At 62.3% G+C, this 24216-nt stretch carries 26 protein-coding genes; 16 read left to right on the top strand and 10 right to left on the bottom strand.

The features are described 5' to 3' along the window. Positions 1-16: 16 nt before the first annotated feature. Positions 17-754 (top strand): Bax inhibitor-1/YccA family protein, encoded by a 738-nt coding sequence (locus ASD02_RS34630; RefSeq protein WP_025425192.1) that lies wholly within the window; start codon positions 17-19, stop codon positions 752-754. Positions 755-875: 121 nt separating this feature from the next. Further along, positions 876-1433: a GNAT family N-acetyltransferase gene (locus ASD02_RS34625; protein WP_025425191.1), complete on the top strand. Its 558-nt coding sequence runs from the start codon at positions 876-878 to the stop codon at positions 1431-1433. A 67-nt stretch (positions 1434-1500) separates the two neighbouring features. Here the strand turns inward: ASD02_RS34625 and ASD02_RS34620 are convergent, their stop codons facing one another. The 3 genes from ASD02_RS34620 to acnA form a co-directional block, all read right to left on the bottom strand. After that, positions 1501-1905, bottom strand: a complete 405-nt coding sequence (locus tag ASD02_RS34620) for a DUF2794 domain-containing protein (RefSeq protein WP_038576579.1) — start codon at positions 1903-1905, stop codon at positions 1501-1503. Between the two features lie 413 nt (positions 1906-2318). After that, the gene (locus tag ASD02_RS34615) at positions 2319-3092 is read right to left on the bottom strand and encodes a thioredoxin family protein (protein ID WP_025425189.1); all 774 of its coding nucleotides are present in this window, start codon (positions 3090-3092) and stop codon (positions 2319-2321) included. Between the two features lie 183 nt (positions 3093-3275). Next, on the bottom strand, positions 3276-5966 hold the full coding sequence (acnA, locus tag ASD02_RS34610) for an aconitate hydratase AcnA (RefSeq protein WP_025425188.1): 2691 nt from the start codon (positions 5964-5966) through the stop codon (positions 3276-3278). A 270-nt stretch (positions 5967-6236) separates the two neighbouring features. On the opposite strand from acnA, the gene ccmA reads away from it, so the two are divergent. The 5 genes from ccmA to ASD02_RS34590 all read left to right on the top strand — a co-directional run bounded on the left by ccmA (position 6237) and on the right by ASD02_RS34590 (position 9312). After that, positions 6237-6887, top strand: a complete 651-nt coding sequence (ccmA, locus tag ASD02_RS34605) for a heme ABC exporter ATP-binding protein CcmA (RefSeq protein WP_025425187.1) — start codon at positions 6237-6239, stop codon at positions 6885-6887. A gap of 39 nt (positions 6888-6926) precedes the next feature. Then, positions 6927-7586 carry a heme exporter protein CcmB gene (gene ccmB / locus ASD02_RS34600; protein WP_025425186.1) on the top strand — a complete coding sequence of 220 codons (660 nt, stop codon included), beginning with the start codon at positions 6927-6929 and terminating at the stop codon, positions 7584-7586. 177 nt (positions 7587-7763) lie between these two features. Further along, the gene (locus ASD02_RS34595; RefSeq protein ID WP_025425185.1) at positions 7764-8525 is read left to right on the top strand and encodes a heme ABC transporter permease; all 762 of its coding nucleotides are present in this window, start codon (positions 7764-7766) and stop codon (positions 8523-8525) included. Between the two features lie 5 nt (positions 8526-8530). Next, positions 8531-8707, top strand: a complete 177-nt coding sequence (gene ccmD / locus ASD02_RS36605; protein WP_171520373.1) for a heme exporter protein CcmD — start codon at positions 8531-8533, stop codon at positions 8705-8707. After that, complete coding sequence (locus ASD02_RS34590) at positions 8704-9312, top strand: DsbE family thiol:disulfide interchange protein (RefSeq protein ID WP_025425184.1); 609 nt, start codon at positions 8704-8706, stop codon at positions 9310-9312. Before ccmD ends, ASD02_RS34590 begins: the two co-directional genes overlap by 4 nt. A 284-nt stretch (positions 9313-9596) precedes the next feature. Here the strand turns inward: ASD02_RS34590 and ASD02_RS34585 are convergent, their stop codons facing one another. From ASD02_RS34585 to ASD02_RS34560, 6 genes are all read right to left on the bottom strand, one after another. Then, positions 9597-10190 (bottom strand): DUF2585 domain-containing protein, encoded by a 594-nt coding sequence (locus tag ASD02_RS34585; RefSeq protein WP_025425183.1) that lies wholly within the window; start codon positions 10188-10190, stop codon positions 9597-9599. Further along, positions 10187-10819, bottom strand: coding sequence for a septation protein A (locus ASD02_RS34580; protein ID WP_025425182.1), 633 nt, complete (start codon positions 10817-10819; stop codon positions 10187-10189). The genes ASD02_RS34585 and ASD02_RS34580 overlap by 4 nt, the downstream gene beginning before the upstream one ends. A gap of 198 nt (positions 10820-11017) precedes the next feature. Next, positions 11018-12709 (bottom strand): signal recognition particle-docking protein FtsY, encoded by a 1692-nt coding sequence (gene ftsY, locus ASD02_RS34575; RefSeq protein ID WP_025425181.1) that lies wholly within the window; start codon positions 12707-12709, stop codon positions 11018-11020. 18 nt (positions 12710-12727) lie between these two features. Beyond that, positions 12728-14002, bottom strand: coding sequence for a tRNA (N(6)-L-threonylcarbamoyladenosine(37)-C(2))-methylthiotransferase MtaB (gene mtaB, locus ASD02_RS34570; RefSeq protein ID WP_025425180.1), 1275 nt, complete (start codon positions 14000-14002; stop codon positions 12728-12730). After that, complete coding sequence (gene dapF, locus ASD02_RS34565; RefSeq protein ID WP_171520372.1) at positions 13999-14904, bottom strand: diaminopimelate epimerase; 906 nt, start codon at positions 14902-14904, stop codon at positions 13999-14001. Before dapF ends, mtaB begins: the two co-directional genes overlap by 4 nt. Positions 14905-15010: 106 nt before the next feature. Further along, the gene (locus tag ASD02_RS34560) at positions 15011-16024 is read right to left on the bottom strand and encodes an MBL fold metallo-hydrolase (protein ID WP_057210863.1); all 1014 of its coding nucleotides are present in this window, start codon (positions 16022-16024) and stop codon (positions 15011-15013) included. 129 nt (positions 16025-16153) lie between these two features. Here ASD02_RS34560 and ASD02_RS34555 point away from each other — a divergent pair, with 129 nt between their 5' ends. The 6 genes from ASD02_RS34555 to trmD all read left to right on the top strand — a co-directional run bounded on the left by ASD02_RS34555 (position 16154) and on the right by trmD (position 20620). Further along, a complete protein-coding gene (locus ASD02_RS34555) occupies positions 16154-16636 on the top strand; it encodes a MarR family transcriptional regulator (protein ID WP_025425177.1) in 483 nt (160 codons plus the stop codon). 303 nt (positions 16637-16939) lie between these two features. Continuing rightward, positions 16940-18502: a signal recognition particle protein gene (ffh, locus tag ASD02_RS34550; protein WP_025425176.1), complete on the top strand. Its 1563-nt coding sequence runs from the start codon at positions 16940-16942 to the stop codon at positions 18500-18502. 13 nt (positions 18503-18515) lie between these two features. Next, entirely contained in the window at positions 18516-18851 is a 336-nt protein-coding gene (locus ASD02_RS34545; RefSeq protein ID WP_025425175.1) for a chorismate mutase, read from the top strand. Between the two features lie 37 nt (positions 18852-18888). After that, on the top strand, positions 18889-19263 hold the full coding sequence (gene rpsP / locus ASD02_RS34540) for a 30S ribosomal protein S16 (protein WP_025425174.1): 375 nt from the start codon (positions 18889-18891) through the stop codon (positions 19261-19263). 92 nt (positions 19264-19355) lie between these two features. Further along, a complete protein-coding gene (rimM, locus tag ASD02_RS34535) occupies positions 19356-19916 on the top strand; it encodes a ribosome maturation factor RimM (RefSeq protein ID WP_025425173.1) in 561 nt (186 codons plus the stop codon). 11 nt (positions 19917-19927) lie between these two features. Then, positions 19928-20620, top strand: coding sequence for a tRNA (guanosine(37)-N1)-methyltransferase TrmD (trmD, locus tag ASD02_RS34530; protein ID WP_025425172.1), 693 nt, complete (start codon positions 19928-19930; stop codon positions 20618-20620). On the opposite strand, the gene ASD02_RS34525 is transcribed toward trmD, so the two are convergent. Further along, the gene (locus tag ASD02_RS34525) at positions 20602-21348 is read right to left on the bottom strand and encodes a sulfite exporter TauE/SafE family protein (RefSeq protein ID WP_025425171.1); all 747 of its coding nucleotides are present in this window, start codon (positions 21346-21348) and stop codon (positions 20602-20604) included. The genes trmD and ASD02_RS34525 overlap by 19 nt on opposite strands. Positions 21349-21675: 327 nt before the next feature. On the opposite strand from ASD02_RS34525, the gene rplS reads away from it, so the two are divergent. The 3 genes from rplS to ASD02_RS34510 all read left to right on the top strand — a co-directional run bounded on the left by rplS (position 21676) and on the right by ASD02_RS34510 (position 23986). After that, positions 21676-22218, top strand: a complete 543-nt coding sequence (gene rplS, locus ASD02_RS34520; RefSeq protein ID WP_025425170.1) for a 50S ribosomal protein L19 — start codon at positions 21676-21678, stop codon at positions 22216-22218. A 127-nt stretch (positions 22219-22345) separates the two neighbouring features. Next, positions 22346-23155 carry a transporter substrate-binding domain-containing protein gene (locus tag ASD02_RS34515; protein WP_057221807.1) on the top strand — a complete coding sequence of 270 codons (810 nt, stop codon included), beginning with the start codon at positions 22346-22348 and terminating at the stop codon, positions 23153-23155. Between the two features lie 9 nt (positions 23156-23164). Beyond that, complete coding sequence (locus tag ASD02_RS34510; RefSeq protein ID WP_025425168.1) at positions 23165-23986, top strand: amino acid ABC transporter permease; 822 nt, start codon at positions 23165-23167, stop codon at positions 23984-23986. Positions 23987-24216 lie beyond the last annotated feature (230 nt).

Genomic DNA, 24216 nt, shown 5'->3' with positions numbered 1-24216 from the left:
CTTAAATGAGGAAACAATGGCTGATCTGAGAAACTACCAAACCCGAATGTCGCCCGCCGGCGCTCAGGCGGGTGCCGTGATCGACGAAGGCCTTCGCACCTACATGCTGAAGGTCTACAACTTGATGGCCCTCGGCCTGGCGATCACCGGCCTGGCAGCTTACGGAACATTCGCGCTTGCCGTCTCCAATCCGGCATTCGCCCAACTTCTCTATGCGTCGCCCCTGAGATGGGTCGTCATGCTCGCTCCGCTGGGTCTCGTGTTCTTCATGAGCTTCCGCATCAATAGCATGAGCGTTTCTGCCGCGCAGATGACGTTCTGGGTCTATGCGGCCCTGATGGGCGTTTCGCTGTCGTCGATCTTCATGGTCTTTACCGGCCAGAGCATCGTGCAGACGTTCTTCGTGACCGCCGCCTCGTTTGGTGCACTGTCGCTCTACGGCTACACCACGAAGAAGGACCTGTCCGGCATGGGCTCGTTCCTGATCATGGGTCTGTTCGGCGTCATCATCGCGTCGATCGTCAACATCTTCCTCGGCTCTTCGGCACTCGGCTTCGCAATCTCCGTGATCGGCGTGCTGATCTTCGCAGGCCTCACCGCCTACGACACGCAGAAGATCAAGGAAATGTACTACGATGCCGACGACAGCACCGTTGCTGGCCGCAAGGCGATCATGGGCGCGCTGACGCTCTACCTCGACTTCATCAACCTGTTCATGTTCATGCTGCAGTTCATGGGCAACCGGAACAACTAAGCCTGAAGAGATTGACGGAAAAGGCGGCTTCGGCCGCCTTTTTTGTTGCCCGGAAAAGGGCTTGATCCACGGGTGCGATCCATGTGACTGAATGAAAAAATCCAACCGTCAAGATCCTTCCATGTCCCTGACCCTGCGCGACGCCACCGTCTCCGATCTGCCCACCATTGCCGAGATCTATCGCGAATCCGTTCTGAACGGCGTGGCGACCTATGAGGTCGCGCCTCCGTCGCAGGCGGAAATGGCAGCGCGCTTCTCCACCATCGTCGGCCATGGTTATCCCTACATCGTCGCGATCGACGCGGCGGGCATGATCATCGGCTACGCCTATGCCTCGGCCTTCCGCACGCGGACGGCCTATCGCTTCCTGGTCGAGGATTCGATCTACCTGGCGCCTTCGGCACGGGGGAAGGGGGCAGGAAGGATGCTGCTCGCCGAGCTTGTTCGCCGCTGCACGGCGCTTGGATTTCGCCAGATGGTGGCGGTCATCGGCGGTGCCCATCCCGCATCGATCGCGGTCCATCAATCATTGGGTTTCGAACATCATGGGCTGATGAAGGCGACCGGCTTCAAGCATGGACGGTGGCTCGATACCGCGATCATGCAGCTTGCGCTGGGCGATCGAGCGACGAGCGATCCGCCCGAGGGCGTCTACCCGGATACGCTTTATCAAGCCTGAGGGCAGATGTCAGCGAAGCCAGAGCCGGCATGTGGGCCTGACTCTCCGATCGTTCCGATGTGGCGTCTCAGGTTTCGACCAGCTTGAGCGCCTTGTCGAAAACCTTCAGGACCTGTCCGAGCTCGTGCCCGCGCTTCAGAATCGTGCCGTGGACGTTGAGCACGCTAAAGGCACCTTGCTTGGCCGCCAGCTTCGGGTTTTTTTCGATGCGGAAGAGAGGCATCTCGCCCGCGCGCTTGAAAACGGAGAAGACGGCGCGGTCCTTCAGGTGGTCAATGGCGTAGTCGCGCCATTCGCCTTCGCCGACCATGCGGCCGTAGACCCACAGGATCTGGTCGAGTTCTCGGCGGTGAAAGGTGATGGGAGGAGCATTCCGGGCGTTCTTGTATTCCGAGAGATCGACGACCACTTCAGAAGTGGTCTGGCGCTGATGTCGCGCCTCGCCTCGCGGCAAATCCGGCTCATCGGTCATCGGCAATCCGGCCTTCTGTTGTGACAGAACGATAACAGTTTGCCTGACACGAGCCGAAAAGCAAGCCGGAACCGGCCGGAGCCGCTGGGTGCAGATGGCATTTCTTGCCTCTGCCCCATTTCAGTCAAATCGCCGCCCCAATTCACCGCAAAACTCGCGGGCGCTGACGGACAGAGTCGTTGCCACCGTATGTCCGGTCAGATCGTCATGCTGCGTGACCTTCAAAGAACGCAGTCATGGCCGGTTCGGTCCGGTAACTTCGAACCCTCAGCCCCAGCCCCTCGATGCTGCCGGGCCGAACCACCCCTTACAGCGCCGCGCGTCAAGTATGACGCGCAAAGGACGCTGTAATGGTTCAGGCATGCCGCCTATTTTCCCTAAATCGATTCCGACTTAAAGCGTCCTGCAGCCGCTCACAGTTTGCCCTGCGGGCCGGCGAGCACGGCAGTCGCGCCGATGATCGCGCCCGGGGTTTCAGCATCTTTCATCGACTGCAACAGCACCGCGCAGCCGCTTTTGCCACGCTGCTCCGTCAGGACGGTTGCAGGCAGGGTGAAGGTCGCAGGCTTGCCATCCCACATGCCAATGGTCTGGATATCGCGCACTGCGTGCCAGTAGGCGATCTTCTTGCCGCTGTTTTCGCCTTTCTCGACATTGACGATCTTCGCCCGGTCGAAATAGACGACGACGACATTTGCCTTGCCGTCACCCGCGCCGACCTTGATCGAAATCTCCTCGCCGTTGATCTTCGCGTCAACCGGAACGGCAAGCCCCTTGCCGGCGGTCTTCATGGCGTCGAGCCGGGATTTGATCGCCTGCAGATTGGCGCCGTTGACGTGGTCGCGACCGTTGAGGATCGCCTGCGGTGTGTAGACGCCATTTCGACCCAGCATGCGGGCATAGGCATATTGCCGGTCTGTGTTCTCTGTCGAGGCGAGCGTGTCTTTCCAGCCGAGATAGTTCCAGTAGTCGACGTGATAGGACAGCGCCACCACGTCGCCGTCATCGACCAGCTTCTTCAAGGCGGCATCGGCTGGAGGGCAGGAGGAACAGCCCTGGCTGGTGAAGAGTTCGACGACGCCTTTGATAACCTTGCCATCCTCAGCCATAGCCGGAACCGACGCTGCAGCAAAAAGCCCGAAAGCCATTGCAACGGGGCGAAGGAAATATCTGTCTGCGAATGTCATGGCGTCACTTCATTGGCGGCCGACAGGCCTACTTCACGGGGAAGTCCATTACATACGACGCCGATGCTTCAACGGGAAGTCACGTTGGAGTGAGGATATGGGCAGGCAACCTATAGGAAACGTGAAAAGGCCGGGACACCTTGCGGTATCCCGGCCTTTCAATGTTTCAAGCAACCAGAGCGATCAGGCGGCGAGGTCGCGCAGAACCGTCTGCAGGATGCCGCCATTGTTGACGTAGGTGACTTCATCGAGCGTATCGATGCGGCAAACGAGCGGAACGTCCTTCACGCTGCCGTCGCCATAGGTGATCTTGGCGACGCGCTTTTCGCGCGGCTGAACGTTGGCGAGATTGTCGATCGTGACGATCTCGTCGCCCTTCAAGGCCAGCGATTCCCAAGTCGTTCCCTGTTCGAAGACGAACGGGATGACGCCCATGCCGACCAGGTTCGAGCGGTGGATACGCTCGAAGGACTGGGCGATCACGGCCTTGACGCCGAGCAGGTTGGTGCCCTTTGCAGCCCAGTCGCGCGACGAGCCATTGCCGTATTCGACGCCGGCGAAGATGACGAGCGGAACGCCCTCTTCCTTGTACTGCATGGCCGCATCGTAGATCGACATCTCTTCCTTCGACGGATAGTGGATGGTGTAGCCACCTTCCTTGCCGTTCGGGCCGAGCATGTGGTTGCGGATGCGGATGTTGGCAAAGGTGCCGCGCATCATCACCTCATGGTTGCCGCGACGCGTACCGTACTGGTTGAAGTCGGCGACGCCGACGCCATGGTCGATGAGGTACGAACCGGCCGGCGAAGCCGCCTTGATCGAACCGGCCGGCGAGATGTGGTCGGTGGTGATCTTGTCGCCGAACAGGCCGAGAACGCGAGCACCCTTGATATCGGAGATGCCCAAGCCGGACTTGCCCATGCCAACGAAGTAGGGCGGGTTCTGCACGTAGGTCGAACCATCGTCCCAGGCGTAGGTCTGGCCCGGAGGAACCTGAACGGCCTGCCAGTTTTCGTCGCCCTTGAACACGTCGGCGTACTTGGTCGCGTAGAGTTCGCGGGTCACGTACTTGAAGATGAACTCCTGGATTTCCTTGGAGGTCGGCCAGATGTCCTTGAGGAAGACCGGGTTGCCGTCCCGATCTTCGCCGAGCGGCTCGTTGGTCAGGTCCTTCTGAACCGTTCCGGCGAGTGCATAGGCGACGACGAGCGGCGGCGAGGCGAGGTAGTTGGCCTGAACGTCCGGCGAAATACGGCCTTCGAAGTTGCGGTTGCCGGAGAGAACGCCGGCGGCAATCAGGCCCTTGTCGTTGATCGTCTTGGAGATCGGGGCCGGCAGCGGACCGGAGTTGCCGATGCAGGTGGTGCAGCCGAAGCCGACGAGGTTGAAGCCAAGCGCGTCGAGGTCCTTCTGCAGGCCCGACTTGGCGAGGTATTCGCCGACGACCTGCGATCCCGGTGCAAGCGAGGTCTTGACCCACGGCTTGGACTTCAGGCCCTTGGCAACGGCGTTGCGGGCGAGAAGGCCGGCGGCGATCAGAACCGACGGGTTGGACGTGTTGGTGCACGACGTGATCGCAGCGATGGCAACGTCGCCATGGCCGAGATCGAAGTCGGTGCCTTCGACAGCGTAGCGGTTCGAAAGCTGGCCCGGCTTCTTGTAGTCGCCTTCGAGGGCGGTTGCGAAACCGGATGCAATGCTTTCCAGCGGGATGCGGCCTTCCGGACGCTTCGGACCGGCCATGGCCGGAACAACGTCGCCGAGGTCGAGTTCGAGCGTGTCGGTGAACACCAGCTCGGAGCCGTCACCATCGCGCCACATCCCTTGAGCCTTGGAGTAGGCTTCGACCAGCGAAATGCGCTGTTCTTCGCGGCCGGACATGGTGAGGTAGTTGATGGTTTCGCTGTCGACCGGGAAGAAGCCGCAGGTGGCGCCGTATTCCGGACCCATGTTGCCGATGGTGGCGCGGTCGGCGAGCGTCATGTTGTCGAGGCCGGGGCCGAAGAATTCGACGAACTTCGAAACAACACCCTTCTTGCGCAGCATCTGCACGACCATCAGCACGAGGTCGGTCGCCGTCACGCCTTCCTTGAGCTTGCCCGTGAGCTTGAAGCCGATGACCTCGGGCAGCAGCATGGAGACCGGCTGGCCGAGCATCGCGGCTTCAGCCTCGATGCCGCCGACGCCCCAGCCGAGAACGCCGAGGCCGTTGATCATCGTCGTGTGGCTGTCGGTGCCGACGCAGGTGTCCGGGTAGGCCGTGATTTCGCCGTCTTCTTCACGGGTCCAGACAGTCTGGCCCAGATATTCCAGATTGACCTGGTGACAGATACCGGTGCCGGGCGGCACGACGCGGAAGTTCTTGAACGCCTGCTGGCCCCACTTCAGGAAGCGGTAACGCTCGCCGTTGCGCTGGTATTCCAGCTCGACGTTGCGGGCAAAGGCGTTCGGAGTGCCGAATTCGTCGACGATAACCGAGTGGTCGATGACGAGGTCGACGGGCACCAGCGGGTTGATCTTTTCCGGATCGCCACCAAGCGACACCATGGCGTCGCGCATGGCAGCGAGGTCGACAACGGCGGGAACGCCGGTGAAGTCCTGCATCAGAACGCGGGCCGGGCGGTAGGCGATTTCGTTTTCGGCGGTGCCCTTGTCGTTCAGCCAGGCTGCGACGTTCTCGATGTCCTTCTTGGTGACGGAGCGGCCGTCTTCGTTGCGCAGCAGGTTTTCGAGCAGCACCTTCATCGAGTAGGGGAGCTTCGAAACGCCGGCAAGACCGTTCGCCTCAGCCTTGGGCAGGCTGTAATAGACGTAGTCGACACCGTTGACGGTGAGCGTGGAGCGACAATTGAAACTGTCTAGGGACTTGGACACTGGATAATACCCCGTTCCGTCTGATCGCCAAAAACTGACGTACGAACGCCCGAGCGCAATGAAGCGCGAATTGGGATGCGGGTGCGGCCATTTCCGCTGTCCGTACGTGGAAATTCATTCCATGTTCGGCGCTAGGATGAAATTCACGCCGACCGCTGGCGTGTTGGCCGCCTTATAGATAATTTCTCCAAATCGTGCCAGACCAACCAAGGTCCAATCGGGACTTTTTTTTGCCCTGCGGCAAAGAGTGTAAAGGGAAACTGAAAATTCATGCGCCTGCTGGCTGAAGGTCTGAGTGCGAGGCGAGGCGAGGATCTGATTTTTAACGATATTTCCTTTGCTCTTAGTGCCGGCGAAGCCCTTGTGGTGACGGGTCCGAACGGGTCGGGAAAATCGACTTTGCTGCGTGTTCTGGCCGGTCTTCTCATGGCTGAAAAGGGCAGTCTCAAACTTGAGAATGGCCCTCCTGAAATGCGCCATCCGTCAGAGCTCAGCCACTATCTCGGCCACCGAAATGCGATGAAACGCGAGCTGACCGTCGCGGAAAATCTTTCCTTCTGGAAAAACTTCATGGGTGATTCGCCCGGTGGCTCGGGCAGGGACCTGGTCGAAGCGGTGGAAGCCGTCGGCCTTCCTGGGATCGCGCACCTACCCTTCGGCTATCTTTCGGCCGGCCAGCAGAGGCGCATGGCGATGGCCAAGCTGCTTGTCGCCCACCGTCCGATCTGGATCCTCGACGAGCCGACGGCGGCGCTCGACGCCGGTGCCGACAGGCTTTTTGCCGGATTGGTCAACGCGCATCTGGATCAGGGCGGCATCGTCGTTGCGGCCACGCATCAGCCGCTCGGGCTCGAGCGCACTGGGGAATTGCGGATGACCGGCTTTGCCGGAGTCGGCGGAGGCATGTGGCATGACGCGTAATCTGGCGATCGCGGGCAAAGAGATGAAAGGGGCGTGCAGGTGATCGCGCTCTTCCTCCGCGACCTCAAGCTTTCCATCCGCGCCGGCGGCGGCGCGATGATCGGCGTTTTGTTCTTCATGACGGTCGTCGCCGTCATCCCCTTCGGTGTCGGCCCTGACCTTAATCTTCTCGCGCGGATCGGGCCTGCCATCCTGTGGATCGGGGCGCTGCTCGCGTCGCTGCTCGGTCTCGACCGGCTGTTCCAGGCGGAGCGCGAAGACGGGTCGCTCGATCTGATGCTGATGCAGGAAACGCCGCTGCTCGCCACCGTGTTCGTCAAATGCGCGGCCCACTGGGCCGCCACCGGCCTGCCGCTGGTGATCGCTGCACCGCTGCTCGGCCTGTTCATGAACATGGACGAGCTTGCAATCGGCGCCACCATGCTGACGCTGCTTGTCGGAACGCCGGCGATCACCTTCATCGGTGCCGTCGGTGCGGCCGTTGCCGTGTCGCTGCCGCGCGGTGGTCTGCTGGTGTCGATCCTGGTGCTGCCGCTTGCCATTCCGGTGCTGATCTTCGGCGTCAGCGCCGTCTATGCGGCGATCGAGGACCCGGCCCCGTTTCTGCCGCCCTTGATGATATTGATGGCAATCACCCTGTTTTTTGCCGTCATCGGGCCGGTTGCCGCCGCCGCGGCGCTTCGCCATGCGTCCGACTGACGCGGATGGTGCGGGAAACCGATAAACTGTTTGCGGTTTTCCGTCTGTCTCCCGCTCTAACCTGTTAAAATCGATGACGTTTATGATCGTTGGGTTGATGCGACAGAAGAACCATCGTGATCTCGTGATTGACGGGGATCAATTGCAGCAAAGGGCCTTAGGCGTTAAAGAGCCATCATGAGCGAAAACAGCCTTGCTATCCGCAAATTCAGCGATCTCGCCAACCCGACGCGGTTTCTGGCGCTGGCCGATCGCGTCCTGCCGTGGTTTGCGGCGCTGACGGCGCTTTTCTTCGTCCTCGGCCTCTGGCTGTCGTTCACGACGGAAGGCGACTATCAGCAAGGCGAGACGGTGCGCATCATGTATGTGCATGTGCCGGCCGCCTGGCTGTCGATGATGTGTTACTCGGTGATGGCGCTCGCTGCCATTGGCACGCTCGTCTGGCGGCATCCGCTGGCCGACGTGTCGTCGCGGGCCGCAGCGCCGATCGGCGCCTGTTTCACCTTCCTGGCGCTCGTCACCGGCTCGCTGTGGGGCAAACCGATGTGGGGCGCCTGGTGGGTTTGGGATGCACGACTGACGTCGGTCTTCGTGCTGTTTCTGATGTATCTCGGGCTGATGGCGCTCAACCGCGCCATCGACGACCCGGCGCGTTCGTCGCGCGTCTCGGCCGTGCTGGTGCTGGTCGGCTTCGTCAACATTCCGATCATCAAGTTTTCGGTCGAATGGTGGAACACGCTGCATCAGCCGGCGAGCGTACTCAGGCTTGATGGCCCGACGATCGACCCGGAGTTTCTCCGCCCGCTCGTCGTCATGGCCATCGCCTTCACGCTTCTGTTCTTCACGCTGCACATCGCCGCCATGCGCAACGAGATCTGGCGCCGGCGTGTGACGTCGCTTCGCCGTCTGGCGGCCCGAAGTGCCGGCCGGGAGGTCTGATCCAAATGATGAGCCACGCTGCCTATGTTTTTGCCAGCTACGGGATCGCGACGCTGACCGTCGTCGGCCTCTGTCTCTGGGTGATCGCCGACGGGCGCGCGCGCCAGCGTGAGCTGCGCGAACTCGAAGCGGCAGGGGTACGCCGGCGTTCGGCGGAAGCAGCAACCGGAGAGCCGCGATGACAAGCAGCCCCGCACCCGGTAGCGAGGAGCGCAAGCCCGGAGCCCTGCGTGTCGGCCTTGCGCTGCTGCCGCTGGCGATCTTCGCGGCGCTTGCCGCCATCTTCTGGAGCCAGCTCAATTCCGGCAAGGATGTCAGCGAAATCCCCTCGGCGCTGATCGGCACCAAGGCGCCGATGCTCGACATGTCGCCGCTCGAAGGCGCGACCCGGGACGGCCAGCCGATGCCGGCGCTGACCGACGCTGCCATCAAGGGCAAGCTGACGCTGGTCAATGTCTGGGCTTCCTGGTGTGTGCCGTGCCGGCAGGAGCATCCGTTCATTCTCGAACTGTCGAAGGACGAGCGTCTGACGGTCGTCGGCATCAACTACAAGGACCAGAACGAAAACGCCCTCCGGTTCCTGGGCGAACTCGGCAATCCCTTTGCAGCCGTCGGTGTTGATCCGCGCGGCAAGGCGGCGATCGACTGGGGCGTCTACGGTATTCCCGAATCCTATCTCGTCGGCGCCGACGGCACGATCCTTTACAAGCGCGTCGGTCCGTTCGACGAGAAGAGCGTGAAGGAAGGGCTGATGCCGGCGATCGAGAAGGCTGCCGCTGGTTCTTGAGCGGTTCAGGCCAAGTCCGCAATTGACCTCGTAACGTTTCGTGCAACGGCTACGATTCGCGCCTCATCCTGTGCTCGTCACAGGGATCCAGCCACGGTGCGTCCGCACCGTGAATGACCATGGGCTGCTTAATTTTCCAAGAAAGTTCGCCTTGCAGTCAGGGCGGAGTCTCGCGCGCCGCCGACGCGGCGCTGCTGGATCCCTGTGACAAGCACAGGGATGAAGGAGGTTGATTGTTCGCCTCCAGCCAACTTTCCGGGGGCGGGGATGAGCGAACCGCCGCCTTAAATCGCCGCCTGCCACTCGCGAATTGCATCCAGCGGCCAGACCAGCATCAGCACATTGAGGGTGAGGTTGTCGCGGATCAGCCAGCCGGTGAAGAGTTCGAAGCCGATGGCGATCAAAACGGTCAGCCAGACGGGCATGCGGGCGGCAAACAGGAAGCCGGCGACCATGGCCAGCGTGTCCATCGTCGAATTGAGGATGCTGTCGCCGAAATAGTCGAGCGAGATCGTCGCCGAGCGGTAGCGGTCGATCACCATTGGGGTGTTTTCGGCGATCTCCCAGGCGGATTCGATGACCATCGCCAGGAACAGCTTGGCGGTCAGTGGCTTGCCGCGCAGAAGCAGGTGGCCGAGGCCATAGAACAGGAAGCCGTGGATGATGTGCGACGGCGTGTACCAGTCAGCAATGTGCTGGGAATTGCCGCTCGATTTGACGACGGGTTCGAAGATTTTGACGTAGCCGCAGTCGCAGATCCAGATGCGACCCATCAGATGCTGGGTGATGACCTGGATCGCGAGAACGCCGACACAGGCCACGAACCAGAGCAGCGCCCGCCGGTTCTGACTGTCATTGCCGTCGATGGCTGTGCTCACTTGGCGCTATCCTGATCCAGCGAATGCTTCATGATCAACGGCATTTGCGCCAGTGTAAACAGGATGGTGATGGGCATCGTGCCCCAGACCTTGAACGCCACCCAGAAATCGGTGGAGAACGAACGCCAGATGACCTCGTTGAGTACGGCCAGCACCAGGAAGAAAATGCCCCACCGCACCGTCAGCTTGCGCCAGCCGTCTTCATCGAGCTTGAAGGCGGAGTGGAAGACGTAGCCGAGCAACGACTTGCCGAAGAGAAGCCCGCCGAGCAGGATCGTGCCGAACAGCGTGTTGACGATCGTCGGTTTCATCTTGATGAAGGTATCGTTCTGCAGCCAGAGGGTCAGCGCGCCGAAGACGAAGACGACGATGCCGGAGATCAGTGGCATCATAGGCAGCGTGCGCGTCAGCATCCAGGAGACCACGAGCGCAATCGCGGTGGCGGCCATGAACAGGCCGGTCGCGATGAAGATCGGGCCGCCGAGTTCGGAGAGCGTCGGGAAATGTCCGGCCAGCCACTCGCCGCGGGAATTGGCGAAGAAGAAGACCATCAGGGGTCCGAGCTCCAGCACCAGCTTCAACAGCGGGCTGACTTCCTTCTGCGGCTTGGTAGCCTCGATCGTCGACATTTCGGGATCCTGTTTTTGCATGTGCCTGCCGCTCATAACACCAGCTTTGCGGCAAAACCATATCAAGGCAGCCGGCTTGCGCAAACGCCACCGGACATTTCCGTAAATCGGAACCGATTTACGGGCAAATCATGCTGCCGATCAAAGATTGCCTCTTATGGCGCATTGCCTCGAACAAGACGTGGCGGACATCCGCCGTCACGCGGCGACGCCCGCGATCGCCTCGGCGAAATCCTTGGCCTCGAATGGTTCGAGATCGTCGATGCCTTCGCCGACGCCGATGAAATAGACCGGCAGCTTGTGCTTGGCGGAGATGGCGACGAGAATGCCGCCGCGGGCCGTGCCGTCGAGCTTGGTCATGATCAGCCCGCTGACGCCGGCGACGTTGCGGAAGATCTCCACCTGCTGCAGCGCGTTCTGGCCGGTGGTGGCGTCAAGCGTCTGCAGCACCGTGTGCGGTGCGTCCGGGTCGAGCTTGCCGAGCACGCGCACGATCTTTTCCAGTTCGGCCATCAGCTCGGCCTTGTTCTGCAGCCGACCCGCGGTGTCGATGATCAGCACGTCGGCCTTCTTTTCGCGCGCCTGCTGGAAGGCCTCATAAGCAAGGCCGGCGGCATCGGCGCCGAGCTTCGATGAAACGATGTCGGACTTGGTGCGATCGGCCCAGATCTTCAGCTGCTCGATGGCGGCGGCGCGGAAGGTGTCGCCGGCGGCGAGCATCACCTTGAGGCCGGCGCCCGACAACTTGGCCGCGAGCTTGCCGATCGTCGTGGTCTTGCCCGTGCCGTTGACGCCGACGACCAGGATGACATGCGGCTTGTGGCTGAGGTCGAGTTCCAGCGGCTTGGCGACGGGCGAAAGCACCTTGGTGATTTCGCCGGCCATGATCCGCGACACGTCCTCGCCGGACACGTCCTTGCCGTAGCGCTCGGAGGCGAGCGTATCGGTGATGCGCATGGCAGTCTCGACGCCGAGATCGGCCTGGATCAGCAGATCCTCCAGGTCCTGCAGCGTCGCCTCGTCGAGCTTGCGCTTGGTAAAGAGGCTGGCGATCTGGCCGGTCAGTTGCGACGAGGTGCGGGCAAGCCCGCGGCGCAGGCGCTGATACCAGGTAAGCTTGGGCTGTGGCGCGGCAACGGGCTCTTCCTGCGCGCGCTCGGCAGCGCTGGCAAAACCCTTCGGCAGGCTGGCGGCAATAACAGCTTCGGGGGCAGGTGCTTCGGGCAGCGGCGTTCCGAGGACCGGCTCCTCGGGGACCGCTGCCTCTGAAACTGGCGCCTCGAAAACACTGTCGTCTTGTTCGACGACATCCTCGACAGGTGCCGCATCTGCAGCCAGTTCATCGCTCGCATCGTCGCCGATCGGCTGATCTTCGACGGCTGCGATTTCCTCCTGCTCGGCCAGATCCTCTGGCTCGACAGGCGGCTCTTCCGGTGCTGTTTCCTGAAGCGCGGCGTAGGCCTCAAGCGCCTCTTGCGTTGTGGGCGACAGTTCTCCCTGTTCTGCCGCTGCATCCACGGGCACGACCGCGTCTTCGCTGACAGAGGTATTCTCGTCGTTGCGCGCCTCGTCCGATGCCGGTCCGCCCGCGGTCTCGATCTCGGCCGGCAGGATCGGGTCCTCGACGGCAAGCGGCAGGGCTTCGATATCAGACAGCGGCTCAAGCAGTTCTTCAGAGGCTTCTTCGGCCGCGGACTGCTCGGCAACGGGCTCGTCGATTTCTACGTCGACCGGGGCGATCGCCTCGGGGATAACGGGCTCCGGCGCCGGCGGCACTTCGGCCGGTACCGCTGCTGCGACGTCCGCTTCCGGCGCGGCATCCTGCGGCTTGGTTTCCTCGACAGTGCCCTTGCCGAAGGAGAAGATCTTCTTGATGAAACCGATTGCCATTCAGGGATTCCGCATGAGTCAGGCCGCAGCCATCTGTTTTACCTGCATCGTCAGATGCTTGCCATTGTGGCCGGTGATCGTGACCGGCACAAGCGCACGGGGTTTGAGGCCGGCGGCGTCGACGAGCGTGAAGTTTTCGGTGTGAGCGAGGCCGTTGTTTTCGACCAGCAGCGTCTGCGCGCTGCCGACCATGCCTTCGAGATGGCGGGCATAAAGGGCCGCGCCCGTCGCGCGAAGGCGGGCGGCGCGATCCTTGACCAGCGCCCGGTCAAGCTGCGGCATACGCGCTGCCGGCGTGCCGGGACGGGGGCTATAGGGAAAGACGTGCAGATGGGCGATGCCGCAATCCTTGGCAAGCCGCACGGCATTTTCAAACATCTCTTCGGTTTCCGTCGGGAAGCCGGCGATCATGTCGGCGCCGAGACTGATATCGGGGCGCAAGCGCCGGACCTTGTCCGTGAAGGCGAGGGCGTCGGCGCTCGAATGGCGACGTTTCATGCGCTTCAGGATCATGTCGTCGCCATGCTGCAGCGACAGATGCAGATGCGGCATGAAGCGCGCTTCGTCGGCAATCAAATCGAACAGATGGCCGTCGGCCTCGATGCCGTCGATCGAGGAAAGGCGCAGGCGGCGGATATCCGGCACCTGTTTGAGAAGCGTCTTTGCCAACAGTCCCAGCGTCGGGGTTCCCGGCAGATCGGCGCCGTAGCTCGTCGCATCGACGCCGGTGAGCACGATCTCGCTGTAGCCGCCCTCGACGAGCCTGCGTGCCTGGTCGACCACCGCACCCATCGGTACCGAGCGGGAATTGCCGCGTCCATAAGGGATGATGCAGAAGGTACAGCGGTGATCGCAGCCGTTCTGCACCTGGATGAAGGCGCGTACGTGACCGTCGATATGCTTGACCATCTGTGGTGCTGTGGCCCGCACGCTCATGATGTCGTTGACGCGCAGCTTTTCTTCCGCCGAGACGCCGAAATCGGGCAGCGATCGGTAGGAGGCGCTTTTCAGCTTCTCCTCGTTGCCGAGCACGGCGTCGACCTCGGCCATACCGGCGAAGGTTTCCTTCTCCGTCTGGGCGGCGCAGCCGGTGACAATGATGCGGGCATGCGGGTTGTCGCGGCGGGCGCGGCGGATCGCCTGGCGCGCCTGGCGCACGGCCTCGCCGGTCACCGCACAGGTGTTGACGAGGATGGCGTTGTTCAACCCCGCCTTTTCGGCTTCCGCCCGCATCACTTCGGATTCGTAGGTATTGAGACGGCAGCCGAAGGTTATGACCTCGACGCCGCTCAAAGCGCCCGGGCCTCGGCGGTTCCCGGTTGGGTTTCATCGCGCTGCCAGGCGCCGGTCGCAGGGTCGACGGTTCCCGACCATTCCCATTCGGCCGGGCCGGTCATGACGACATGGTCGTCCGCTTCACGCCACTCGATCGACAGTGGGCCACCGGGCACGTTGACGATCACCCTGCGGTCGGTGCGGTCGGTCCGGGCGGCGCTGACGGCCGCAGCACAGGCAGCAGAACCGCAGGCAAGCGTCAGGCCGGCCCCGCGTTCCCAGGTTCTGAGGTCCAGTTCATTTCGCGAAAGCACGCGCGCAATCGAGATGTTGGCCCGCTCCGGGAACATCGGGTGGTTTTCGAGCAGCGGCCCGAAGCGTTCGAGGTCATAGGACCAGACGTCGTTGTCGACCCAGAAGATCGCGTGCGGATTGCCCATCGAGGCAACCGACGGCGAATGCAGCACGGGATTGTCGATCGGGCCGATCTGCAGCTCGATCCGGCGCGTGTCGTGAAACTCTTCCGACAGCGGGATTTCGTCCCAGCCGAAGCGCGGGCTTCCCATGTCGACGGAGATCGTGCCGTCGTCGTGCTCCTTGGCTTCGAGCAGGCCAGCAACCGTATGGAAGAGAAAGGCCTTCTTACCGGTTTCGGCGGCAAGCGCCTGGACGACGCAGCGCGTGCCGTTACCGCAGGCCTGGGCCATCGAGCCGTCGGAATTGACGATATCGATCCACGCGTCGGTGCCGGCGGCCTTCGGATCGTGGATCGCCATGATCTGGTCGAAGGCGGTGGCCGGATCGGCGTTGAGCGATATGGCAGCCTGCGGCGTCACGCGGTCGCGGCGGCCGCGCATGTCGACGACCAGGATCTTGTTTCCAAGCCCGTTCATTCTGGCAAATTGCACGTTGTCGACCATGTCGCGATTGTCCAAACCAGCCTCGCCAAGCGGAGGCACCCTTCATTTGGGCTGTATATGGCGGAAAAGCCCGGAAATTACCAGTGCCGGCTTCCCAGTGCCGGCTTCATTGGCGCGTCGACGACGAAGGCGGCACATCGAAGATTTCGCCCGGGCGCATGGCCCTGAAGCGCGTGCGGGCAATCTCGGCCTCGTCAAGCGCCTGTTCGAGCGCCTTGACCGGTGCATCGACGCCTTCATCGGTCAAGCGGAAGGTTCCCCAGTGGTGCCCAGCCACGTGGTCGGCGGCGCAGTCGATCATGCCCTGCACCGCCTCTTCCGGGTTCTGGTGATGATCCTGCATGAACCAGCGCGGCTCGTAGGCGCCGAAGGGCAGGTTGGCGAGGCGGAAGCCGCCATGTTTTTCGCGGGCGGCGCGATAGTTGATGCCGCCGTGAAAGCCGGTGTCGCCGACGTGGTAAATCTTGCCAACAGGGGTTTCGATGACGAAGGCCGCCCAGAGCGCCATGCGGCGATCGCCGGAGCCGCGCGCCGACCAGTGATGGCAGGGCTCGGCATGGATCACCAGTTCGTCTTCAAGGTCCAGCCGGTCGCCCCAGTCGAGAACGGATATGGTCGCGTCCGGCACGGCGCGGCGGATGATTGTGTCGTTGCCGAGCGGCGTGACGATCAGCGGACTGTGCTCTTCGTTGAGGGCTGCCAGCGTATCGAGATCGAGATGGTCGTAGTGGTTGTGGGTGACGAGCACGAGGTCGATCGGCGGCAGATCGTCCATCTCGATGCCTGGCGCATTGCGCCGTGCTGGGCCGACGAAGGAAAACGGGCTCACCCTGTGTGCCCAGACCGGGTCGGTCAGTATGTTGAAGCCATGCACCTGGATCAAAAGGCTCGCGTGGCCGATCATCGTCACCCGCAGGCGGTCGGCCTCGATGCTCAGCTCCGGCTTTGCCTGCTGAAACGGGCTTGGATAATGCGTCGGCCACCTCACCTTGCCTCGACCGAGCTGCCAGCGCAGAAGGTCGCCCATGCCCCGCGGCTGCCGGCCATTGGGGTTGAAGAACCGCGTTCCGTCGAAGTGGTCGGAGGCGGGCCCCCGATAATAAGGATTGACCTTCGGCATCGTCGCTTTCCGGCGATTGTTTGGTGGCGGTGTCTGAAAAAGATAGGCGCTTGCGATGCGTCGTGACAGGGTGAGGGGACAAGGTTTAAGAAATTCTTGAAAATAGCAACTTGATTGCTATCGTGCCTCATGCTGGTTCGCTTCGACAAACAGGAACGTCTGTACAAGGCCATCAAACTGGTCCGGCCGATCCATCTCAATGTGCATCGTTCGATCGAGCACATGCTGGAAGGTTCGGGCATATCCGTCGCCGAAAGGGCGGTGCTCGAGCTTCTCTGCGTGGAGCCATTGACAGTGCCGGAGGCGGCGCGGCGGTTGTCGATGAAACGGCAGTTCGTGCTGCGCGTCGTCGTCGGACTGCTGGAAAAGGGACTTCTGGAAAAGCAACCCAACCCGGAACATCGACGCGCCTATTTCTGTGCGCCGAGCGTTGTCGGTCGCGACCTGTTCGAGGCCATCCACCGGCGCGAACTCGAATTGCTGCACGCGGTTCTGGGCGATATCAACCAGACCGAAGTGGTTGCGGCACTCAGGGTCATGACCCGCGTCGCGACGGCGTTCGATGAGCTGGCACGTGAACTTGGCGCAGCGGATGACAAGGAAGGCTCTTGACCGCCGGGATTGGTGCTGTGAGCGTCGCGGCGCAGTCCGTGCCTGAAATCCCTGCTGCCGGATTTGCCGGCCGTTCTTGACTTTTCGGCCGCTTTCCTGTTTATCGCGGCAAATTCCTTCGCAAGTTGATGACTTCGAAGCCACCGACCAGGCCCCGTAAAGGTATAAAGAGAGCCCGGAGGTCAACATCCGACAGCGCGTTGCGCCCTCGGGTGGTTTTTGGCTTTGCGCCTTGTTTTTCAGGCGAAGGAACCCACGTTTCCGGCTAGTCTCCATGCCACCGGAAACCAGAAGGAAGTGAGAATGTTCGAGAGCCTCCAGGACCGCCTTGGTTCCATATTGAATGGACTGACCGGCCGCGGCGCATTGTCGGAAGCAGATGTTTCCGCGGCGCTTCGCGAGGTTCGCCGTGCGTTGCTCGAAGCCGATGTCGCCCTCGACGTCGTGCGCTCCTTTACTGAAAAGGTTCGCGAGAAGGCCGTTGGCGCCGAGATCCTGAAATCGATCAAGCCCGGGCAGATGGTCGTCAAGCTCGTCCATGACGAGCTGGTCGAGATGCTGGGCTCCGAGGGCGTCACTATCGACCTCAATGCGCCGGCACCGGTCGTCATCATGATGGTCGGTCTGCAGGGCTCGGGCAAGACGACGACCACCGGCAAGATCGCCAGCCGGATGAAGACGCGGGACAAAAAGAAGGTCCTGATGGCTTCGCTCGACACCCGTCGTCCGGCCGCCCAGGAGCAGCTTCGCCAGCTCGGCGTTCAGGCCGGCGTCGATACGCTGCCAATCATCGCCGGCCAGTCGCCGACCGATATCGCCGCGCGCGCCGTGCAGGCCGCCAAGCTCGGCGGCCACGACATCGTCATCCTCGACACCGCCGGCCGTACGCATATCGACGAGCCGCTGATGATCGAGATGGCGGAAATCAAGCGGAAGTCCAATCCGCATGAGATCCTGCTGGTCGCCGATGCGCTGACCGGTCAGGATGCCGTCAACCTCGCCCGCAACTTCGACGAACGCGTCGGCATCACCGGCCTCGTGCTCACCCGTATGGACGGCGACGGCCGCGGCGGTGCAGCACTTTCGATGCGCGCCGTTACCGGCAAGCCGATCAAGCTCATCGGCGTCGGCGAAAAGATGGGCGAACTCGAAGAGTTCCATCCGCGCCGCGTTGCCGACCGTATCCTCGGCATGGGCGACATCATCTCGCTGGTCGAAAAGGCTGCCGAGAACATCGACGCCGAAAAGGCGGCCGCAATGGCCGCCAAGATGGCCAAGGGCAAGTTCGACCTGAACGACCTCGCCGACCAATTGCGTCAGATGCAGAAGATGGGCGGCATGGGCGGTATCATGGGCCTGATGCCCGGCATGGCCGGCATGAAGGACAAGATGGCCTCGGCCGGTCTCGACGACAAGCTGTTCGGACGCCAGATCGCCATCATCTCCTCGATGACCAGGGCCGAGCGCGCCAACCCGGACATGCTGAAGCATTCCCGCAAGAAGCGCATCGCCGCCGGTTCCGGCACCGATGCTGCCGACATCAACAAGCTTCTGAAGATGCACCGCCAGATGGCGGACATGATGAAGATGATGGGCGGCAAGGGCAAAGGCGGCATGATGAAGCAGATGATGGGCGGCCTTGCCAGCAAGATGGGCCTCGGCGGCCTTGGTGGCGGCGGCATGCCCGATCTGTCGAGCCTCGACCCCAAGCAGCTCGAAGCGTTGCAGAAGCAGGCGGAAGCAGCCGGCCTCAAGCCCGGCGGCATGCCGGGCCTTGGCGGCGGCGGCCTGCCCGGTCTCGGCGGCGCCAAGCTTCCGGGCCTTGGCGGTTTCCCCGGCCTTCCGGGCCTACCCAAGAAGAAGTGAGGATCGGTGAGAGATGATTGATCCCGAAATCAAAAAGGAATTGGCGGGTTACCGGCAGTCGATCGACAACATCGATGCCGCGCTCGTCCACATGCTGGCCGAACGGTTCCGCTGCACCCAGGCGGTCGGCGTTCTCAAGGCCAAGCACAATCTGCCGCCGGCCGATGCGGCGCGCGAAGAATACCAGATCGAACGTCTTCGCCACCTGGCGAAGGATGCCAATCTGGATCCGGATTTCGCCGAGAAGTTCCTGAACTTCATCATCAAGGAAGTCATCCGGCATCATGAAGCCATCGCCGCCGATCGCACGCATTCCGCGGGCACCGTCGGCACCACCCATTCCGCTTGAACGAAGCGGTCAAGAAAGCCTGCAAGGAGTTACTCAAATGGCACTGAAAATTCGTCTCGCCCGTGGCGGTTCCAAGAAGCGTCCTTACTACCAGATCGTCGTTGCCGACGCCCGCAGCCCGCGTGACGGCCGCTTCCTCGAGAAGATCGGTTCCTGGAACCCGATGCTCGGCAAGGACGACGAAAAGCGCGTCGAGCTGAACGCCGAGCGCATCAGCCACTGGATCGCCCAGGGCGCCCAGCCGACCGACCGCGTCATGCGCTTCCTCGACCAGGCCGGTATCGCTCAGCGTCCGGCTCGCAGCAACCCGAACAAGGGTCTGCCGGGCAAGAAGGCTCAGGAGCGCGCTGCTGAAGCCAAGCAGAAGGCCGAAGACGCCGCTGCTGCCGCTGCCGAAGGTGCCGCGGAATAATATCCGGCAAACGGATGAAGGAGACGGGCGGCATTTCCATGCCGCCCGTTTTCCGTTATGTGCACCCTGAAATCCCCAAACGGATACGGATGATGAGCAAACTCGAAAACCCGGTTCTGATGGCGACTGTCGGCGCGGCGCAAGGTTTGCGCGGCGAGGTCAGGGTCAAGTCTTTCACCGACGACCCGACGGCACTCGGCGATTATGGCCATCTCCATAGCGCCGATGGGCGCGTGTTCGAGGTGCTGGAAATCCGCGAGGCCAAGAACGTGGTCGTCGTCCGCTTTCGCGGCGTCAACGACCGCACGGCCGCCGAGGCGCTGAATGGCCTCGAACTGTTCGTCGATCGCGACAATCTGCCCGACGACGATCTCGACGAAGACGAATTCTTCTATGCCGACCTCGAGGGCCTCGAGGCCATCGACGGCAGCGGCAAGAGCTACGGCACCGTGACGGGCGTGTTCGATTTCGGCGCGGGCGACCTGCTGGAGCTCAAGGGGCCGGGCAAGCGCCCCGTGCTCATTCCCTTTACTGAATGGTCCGTTCTGGAGATCGATTTGGAAGGCGGCAAGCTGCTGGTCGATCCGCTGGCCGCCGGCCTCATCGACGACAAGGACGAGCCCGGCAGCCCGTTTTCGGCCAAGCGCAAGTGAGCGCCAAGGCAATGTCCTTCCGCGCAACGGTTCTCACGCTCTATCCCGAAATGTTTCCCGGCCATCTCGGCGCCTCGCTCTCCGGCCGGGCGCTGGAGCGCGGCCAATGGTCGATCGATGCCGTGCAGATCCGTGACTTTGCGGAGGACAAGCACCGGACCGTCGACGATACGCCGGCCGGCGGCGGCGCCGGCATGGTGCTGAGGCCCGACGTCCTCGCCCGTGCGATCGACGCGGTGTCGCAGGACGATCATCGCCCGCGGCTGCTGATGAGCCCGCGCGGTAGGCCCTTGACGCAGAAGCGCGTGCGCGAACTTGCCGACGGTCCCGGCGTGGTCATCGTCTGCGGGCGGTTCGAAGGTGTCGACCAGCGCGTCATCGACGGGCGCGCGCTCGAGGAAGTGTCGATCGGCGACTATATCCTCTCGGGCGGCGAGCCGGCAGCGCTGACGCTGCTCGATGCCGTCGTGCGCATCCTGCCCGGGGTGATGGGCAACGAGCTGTCGGGCGTTCACGAAAGCTTCGAAGGCGGGTTGCTGGAGCATCCGCACTATACCCGTCCGCAGGTCTTCGAGGGCAGGGAGATCCCGGCCGTGCTGACCTCGGGCAATCACGGCGCCATCGCCAAGTGGCGCGAGGCGGAAGCCCGTCGGCTGACCGAGGCGCGTCGGCCGGACCTGCTTCCTCAACCCGTGAAGAAGTAATAGGCGGCGAGCAGCAAGCCGACCGCGACGACCAAGGCGCGGATCACCGCCTGCGGCACGCGCCGTGCCGCCCAGACGCCGAGATAACCGCCGAGGGCGGCACCGGGAACCATGATCGCCGCATGCAGCCACGACACGACCCCGCCGGCGGCGAAGACCACGATGGCGATGGTGGCGATGACGATCGAGATGAAGTTCTTCAGCGCATTCAGGCGGTGATAGCCGCCACCGGTGGCAAGTCCCAACACCGCCAGCATCATGATGCCCATGCCGGCGCCGAAGAAGCCGCCATAGATCGAGGTTGCGAACTGGCTGACGACACCGGCCGGGCTGATCGCATGCTCGTCGATGCGGGCCTTGGGCTTCAGGAGCGGCCCGGCGGCGAAGATCGCCGTCGCGGCGATCAGCAGCCAGGGGACGAGCGCACGAAACGAGGCGTTCGACAGGGAGATCAGCAACACCGCGCCGGCAAGTCCGCCGACCGCCGAAATGACGCCAAGCAGGATCGCCTGGCGGCGGTCCGCGCGGATCTCCTTGGCATAGGCAAGGGTCGAGGTGATATAGCCGGGAAGCTGGATGATCGACGACGTGGCATTGGCGACAATCGGCGGCAACCCGCCAAGGGTCATGGCGCCGAAGGTGAGGAAGGTTCCGCCACCGGCAATCGCATTGACCACGCCCGACAGGAAACCGGCGACGAAAAGCAGAAGTACTTCGAAGAAATGCATGGTCTCCCCCATCGCCCCCAGCTCGGCATAGCCCGCGGGCTTTGCAGCCGCAAGCCCGCGATTGAATGCATTTCAATGCGCGTTATTTCGAAATCTCTGATAGAATTCGCGCCGAACGCCTCCATGGCCCGGAAAATATGGCTTGCGGGGATGACAAGCGGGTTTTCTTCGTGTAAGTGCCGCCCCGGTTCGGGTTGTTTGCCCGTCGACCACCAACAAAGAATGGTGAATCCGCTCCTGCCGGGGTCCGGCAACATCTGAAGGTACGTCCGACAGGTCGATCGAGAGCGCTCTGGCTGTTTCAGAAGAACTTGAAAGGTTAACCCGATGAACATCATCCAGCAGCTGGAAGCCGAACAGGCCGCCAAGATTGCCGCCAAGCGCACGCTCCCCGATTTCTCCGCAGGCGACACGCTGCGCGTCAACGTCCGCGTTGTCGAAGGCACGCGTACCCGCGTTCAGGCCTATGAAGGCGTTTGCATCGCTCGTTCGGGCGGCGGCATCAACGAAAGCTTCACCGTTCGCAAGATCTCCTACGGCGAAGGCGTTGAGCGCGTATTCCCGGTTTACTCGCCGCTCGTCGAGAGCGTTGAAGTGGTTCGCCGCGGTAAGGTCCGTCGCGCCAAGCTCTACTACCTGCGCGATCGTCGCGGCAAGTCGGCTCGTATCGTTGAAAACACCGGTACGCGCGCCCGCAAGCTGAACGACGCCGAGCGCCAGGCCGTTGTCGAGGAAAAGGCACGGATCGAAGCTGAAAAGATCGCAGCAGCTCAGGCTCTTGCAGCCGAAAAGGCAGCAGCCGAAGCCGCAGAAGCCAAGGCAGCAGCAGAAGCCGCCGAAGCCAAGGCAGCTGAAGCCGCAGCGGAATAAGATTTCAATCCTTTGGGATTGTAGGGAAGGCGGCCTCGGGCCGCCTTTCTTTTTTGGTACTATGCGCTTGTCTTTTCTTAGCAATCCGTGACATTTTTCGCTGCCACACTTTTCGGGAGCTCTTCCAATGACAATCCGTCGCCATGTGCTTGCGGGCATCGCAGCCGCACTTGCCGTTCCATTTGCTTTTTCTGCACCGGCTTTCGCCAGCGACCTGCCGGATCTCGGTGGCAAGGCGGTTGTCGTCGTCACGGAAAATGCCTACCCGCCGCTGCAGTTCGTCGATCCGAAGACCGGTGAGGCGATCGGCTGGGAATATGATGCGATGAACGAGATCGCCAAGCGTCTGAACTTCAAGGTCGAGTACCAGAACACCAGCTGGGACGCGATGATCCAGGCTGTTCACGACGGCCAGTACCAGATCGGCATGACCGGCATTACCATCAAGGACGACCGCAAGGAGAAGGTCGACTTCTCCGATCCGTACATGCGCTCGCAGCAGTTCATGCTGGTGCGCGGCGACGAGAACCGCTTCAACGACGGCAAGAGCTTCGGCGCCTTCGCCGACGGTCTGGTCGGCGCACAGCCGGGCACCTCGCCGTTCTACACCGCCGTCTACGAAATGCTCGATGGCAACGAGCAGAACCCGCGCATCAAGCTGTTCGAAACCTTCGGTGCCACCGTGCAGGCGCTCAAGGCCGGCGACGTCGACGTCGTCCTGACCGACAGCGTTGCCGCCAAGGGGTATGTCGATTCGTCCGAAGGCAAGCTGAAGGTCGTCGGCGGCCCGCTCGGCACCGAGGATTTCGGCTTCATCTATCCCAAGGGTTCGGACCTGGTCGGCCCGGTGAACGCCGCGATCAAGGCGCTGAAGGAAGATGGAACCTTCGACGCCTTGGATAAGAAGTGGTTCCTCGACTACAAGATGGGCGGCTGATCGCAGGCCATGGCCTCCCCACAATCGACTGATAAGTCCGGAAAGGGCGACTATCCCTGGTGGCTGGTCGCCCTTCTGGTGATTGCCGTGGCGCTCGCCGCTGTTATCGTCACCAATGACATCTACACCGAAGTCTTCAACGTCGTCCTCAAGGGCATTGGCGTCACCATTTTCGTGACCCTGATGGGCTTCGTGCTGGCGACGACGCTCGGTCTCGGCATTGCGCTGATGGCGCTGTCGGAGCACGCGGCACTTCGCCAGATCGCACGCTTCTACACCGAGGTCATCCGCGGCGTGCCGATCCTCGTCCTGTTGTTCTACATCGCCTTCGTCGGCGCGCCGACGCTCGTCACGGTCGCCAACTTCATCACCGCGCCGCTGATATCGGCCGGCTGGATGGAGCCGGTGGTGGTGCGCGACATCTCGCTGATGTGGCGGGCGATCATGGCGCTGATGATCGGCTATTCCGCCTTCATCGCCGAAGTCTTTCGGGCCGGCATCCTCTCGGTCGACAAGGGTCAGGTCGAGGCAGCCAAGGCGCTGGGCCTGACGCGCTACCAGCGGTTTCGCCTGGTGATCTTCCCGCAGGCGATCCGCGTGATCCTGCCGCCGCTCGGCAACGACTTCGTCGCCATGGTCAAGGACTCCTCGCTGGTCTCGGTGCTCGGCGTCGCCGACATCACCCAGATGGGCAAGGTCTACGCCTCCGGTTCCTTTCGCTTCTTCGAGACCTATTCGATCGTTGCCTATGTCTATCTCGTCCTGACCATTGGCCTGTCGCTGGGCTTGCGGGGGATCGAGCGGCGGTTGCGGCGCGCCGAGCAGCGTTGAGGCTGCTTCCACCGATTGCCGAAGTGTCAAAAAATTGATATGTACGGCCTCATGGAATCCAAGTTCGGATGTCGAGAGCAAAAAATCGTCGTGCTGCAGGACCACAAGCGTCTGCCGGCACGCTTTTTTGCGCGCGTATCCGGGGCGCTGACAAGCCTCCTATCCTGATCCCTTGATCAGTGTTTCCGGCTGCCTTGCTGCCGGCTTTTCCCTTACTTCTGAAAATTCGA

It is taken from the genome of Ensifer sp. Root1252 (assembly GCF_001425885.1).
Lineage (GTDB): Bacteria > Pseudomonadota > Alphaproteobacteria > Rhizobiales > Rhizobiaceae > Ensifer > Ensifer canadensis.
Note: the sequence above shows the minus strand (reverse complement) of the source record. Positions and strands in the feature narration are given on the sequence as shown.

Excerpts from the sequence above, each read along its gene's own strand:
- ASD02_RS34630 (WP_025425192.1), top strand. The coding sequence starts at position 17 with ATGGCTGATCTGAGAAACTACCAAACCCGAATGTCGCCCGCCGGCGCT.
- ASD02_RS34625 (WP_025425191.1), top strand. The coding sequence starts at position 876 with ATGTCCCTGACCCTGCGCGACGCCACCGTCTCCGATCTGCCCACCATT.
- ASD02_RS34620 (WP_038576579.1), bottom strand. The coding sequence starts at position 1,905 with ATGACCGATGAGCCGGATTTGCCGCGAGGCGAGGCGCGACATCAGCGC.
- ASD02_RS34615 (WP_025425189.1), bottom strand. The coding sequence starts at position 3,092 with ATGACATTCGCAGACAGATATTTCCTTCGCCCCGTTGCAATGGCTTTC.
- ccmA (WP_025425187.1), top strand. The coding sequence starts at position 6,237 with ATGCGCCTGCTGGCTGAAGGTCTGAGTGCGAGGCGAGGCGAGGATCTG.
- ASD02_RS34595 (WP_025425185.1), top strand. The coding sequence starts at position 7,764 with ATGAGCGAAAACAGCCTTGCTATCCGCAAATTCAGCGATCTCGCCAAC.
- ccmD (WP_171520373.1), top strand. The coding sequence starts at position 8,531 with ATGATGAGCCACGCTGCCTATGTTTTTGCCAGCTACGGGATCGCGACG.
- ASD02_RS34590 (WP_025425184.1), top strand. The coding sequence starts at position 8,704 with ATGACAAGCAGCCCCGCACCCGGTAGCGAGGAGCGCAAGCCCGGAGCC.
- ASD02_RS34580 (WP_025425182.1), bottom strand. The coding sequence starts at position 10,819 with ATGTCGACGATCGAGGCTACCAAGCCGCAGAAGGAAGTCAGCCCGCTG.
- ftsY (WP_025425181.1), bottom strand. The coding sequence starts at position 12,709 with ATGGCAATCGGTTTCATCAAGAAGATCTTCTCCTTCGGCAAGGGCACT.
- dapF (WP_171520372.1), bottom strand. The coding sequence starts at position 14,904 with ATGGTCGACAACGTGCAATTTGCCAGAATGAACGGGCTTGGAAACAAG.
- ASD02_RS34560 (WP_057210863.1), bottom strand. The coding sequence starts at position 16,024 with ATGCCGAAGGTCAATCCTTATTATCGGGGGCCCGCCTCCGACCACTTC.
- ASD02_RS34555 (WP_025425177.1), top strand. The coding sequence starts at position 16,154 with ATGCTGGTTCGCTTCGACAAACAGGAACGTCTGTACAAGGCCATCAAA.
- ffh (WP_025425176.1), top strand. The coding sequence starts at position 16,940 with ATGTTCGAGAGCCTCCAGGACCGCCTTGGTTCCATATTGAATGGACTG.
- ASD02_RS34545 (WP_025425175.1), top strand. The coding sequence starts at position 18,516 with ATGATTGATCCCGAAATCAAAAAGGAATTGGCGGGTTACCGGCAGTCG.
- rpsP (WP_025425174.1), top strand. The coding sequence starts at position 18,889 with ATGGCACTGAAAATTCGTCTCGCCCGTGGCGGTTCCAAGAAGCGTCCT.
- rimM (WP_025425173.1), top strand. The coding sequence starts at position 19,356 with ATGAGCAAACTCGAAAACCCGGTTCTGATGGCGACTGTCGGCGCGGCG.
- trmD (WP_025425172.1), top strand. The coding sequence starts at position 19,928 with ATGTCCTTCCGCGCAACGGTTCTCACGCTCTATCCCGAAATGTTTCCC.
- ASD02_RS34525 (WP_025425171.1), bottom strand. The coding sequence starts at position 21,348 with ATGCATTTCTTCGAAGTACTTCTGCTTTTCGTCGCCGGTTTCCTGTCG.
- rplS (WP_025425170.1), top strand. The coding sequence starts at position 21,676 with ATGAACATCATCCAGCAGCTGGAAGCCGAACAGGCCGCCAAGATTGCC.
- ASD02_RS34515 (WP_057221807.1), top strand. The coding sequence starts at position 22,346 with ATGACAATCCGTCGCCATGTGCTTGCGGGCATCGCAGCCGCACTTGCC.
- ASD02_RS34510 (WP_025425168.1), top strand. The coding sequence starts at position 23,165 with ATGGCCTCCCCACAATCGACTGATAAGTCCGGAAAGGGCGACTATCCC.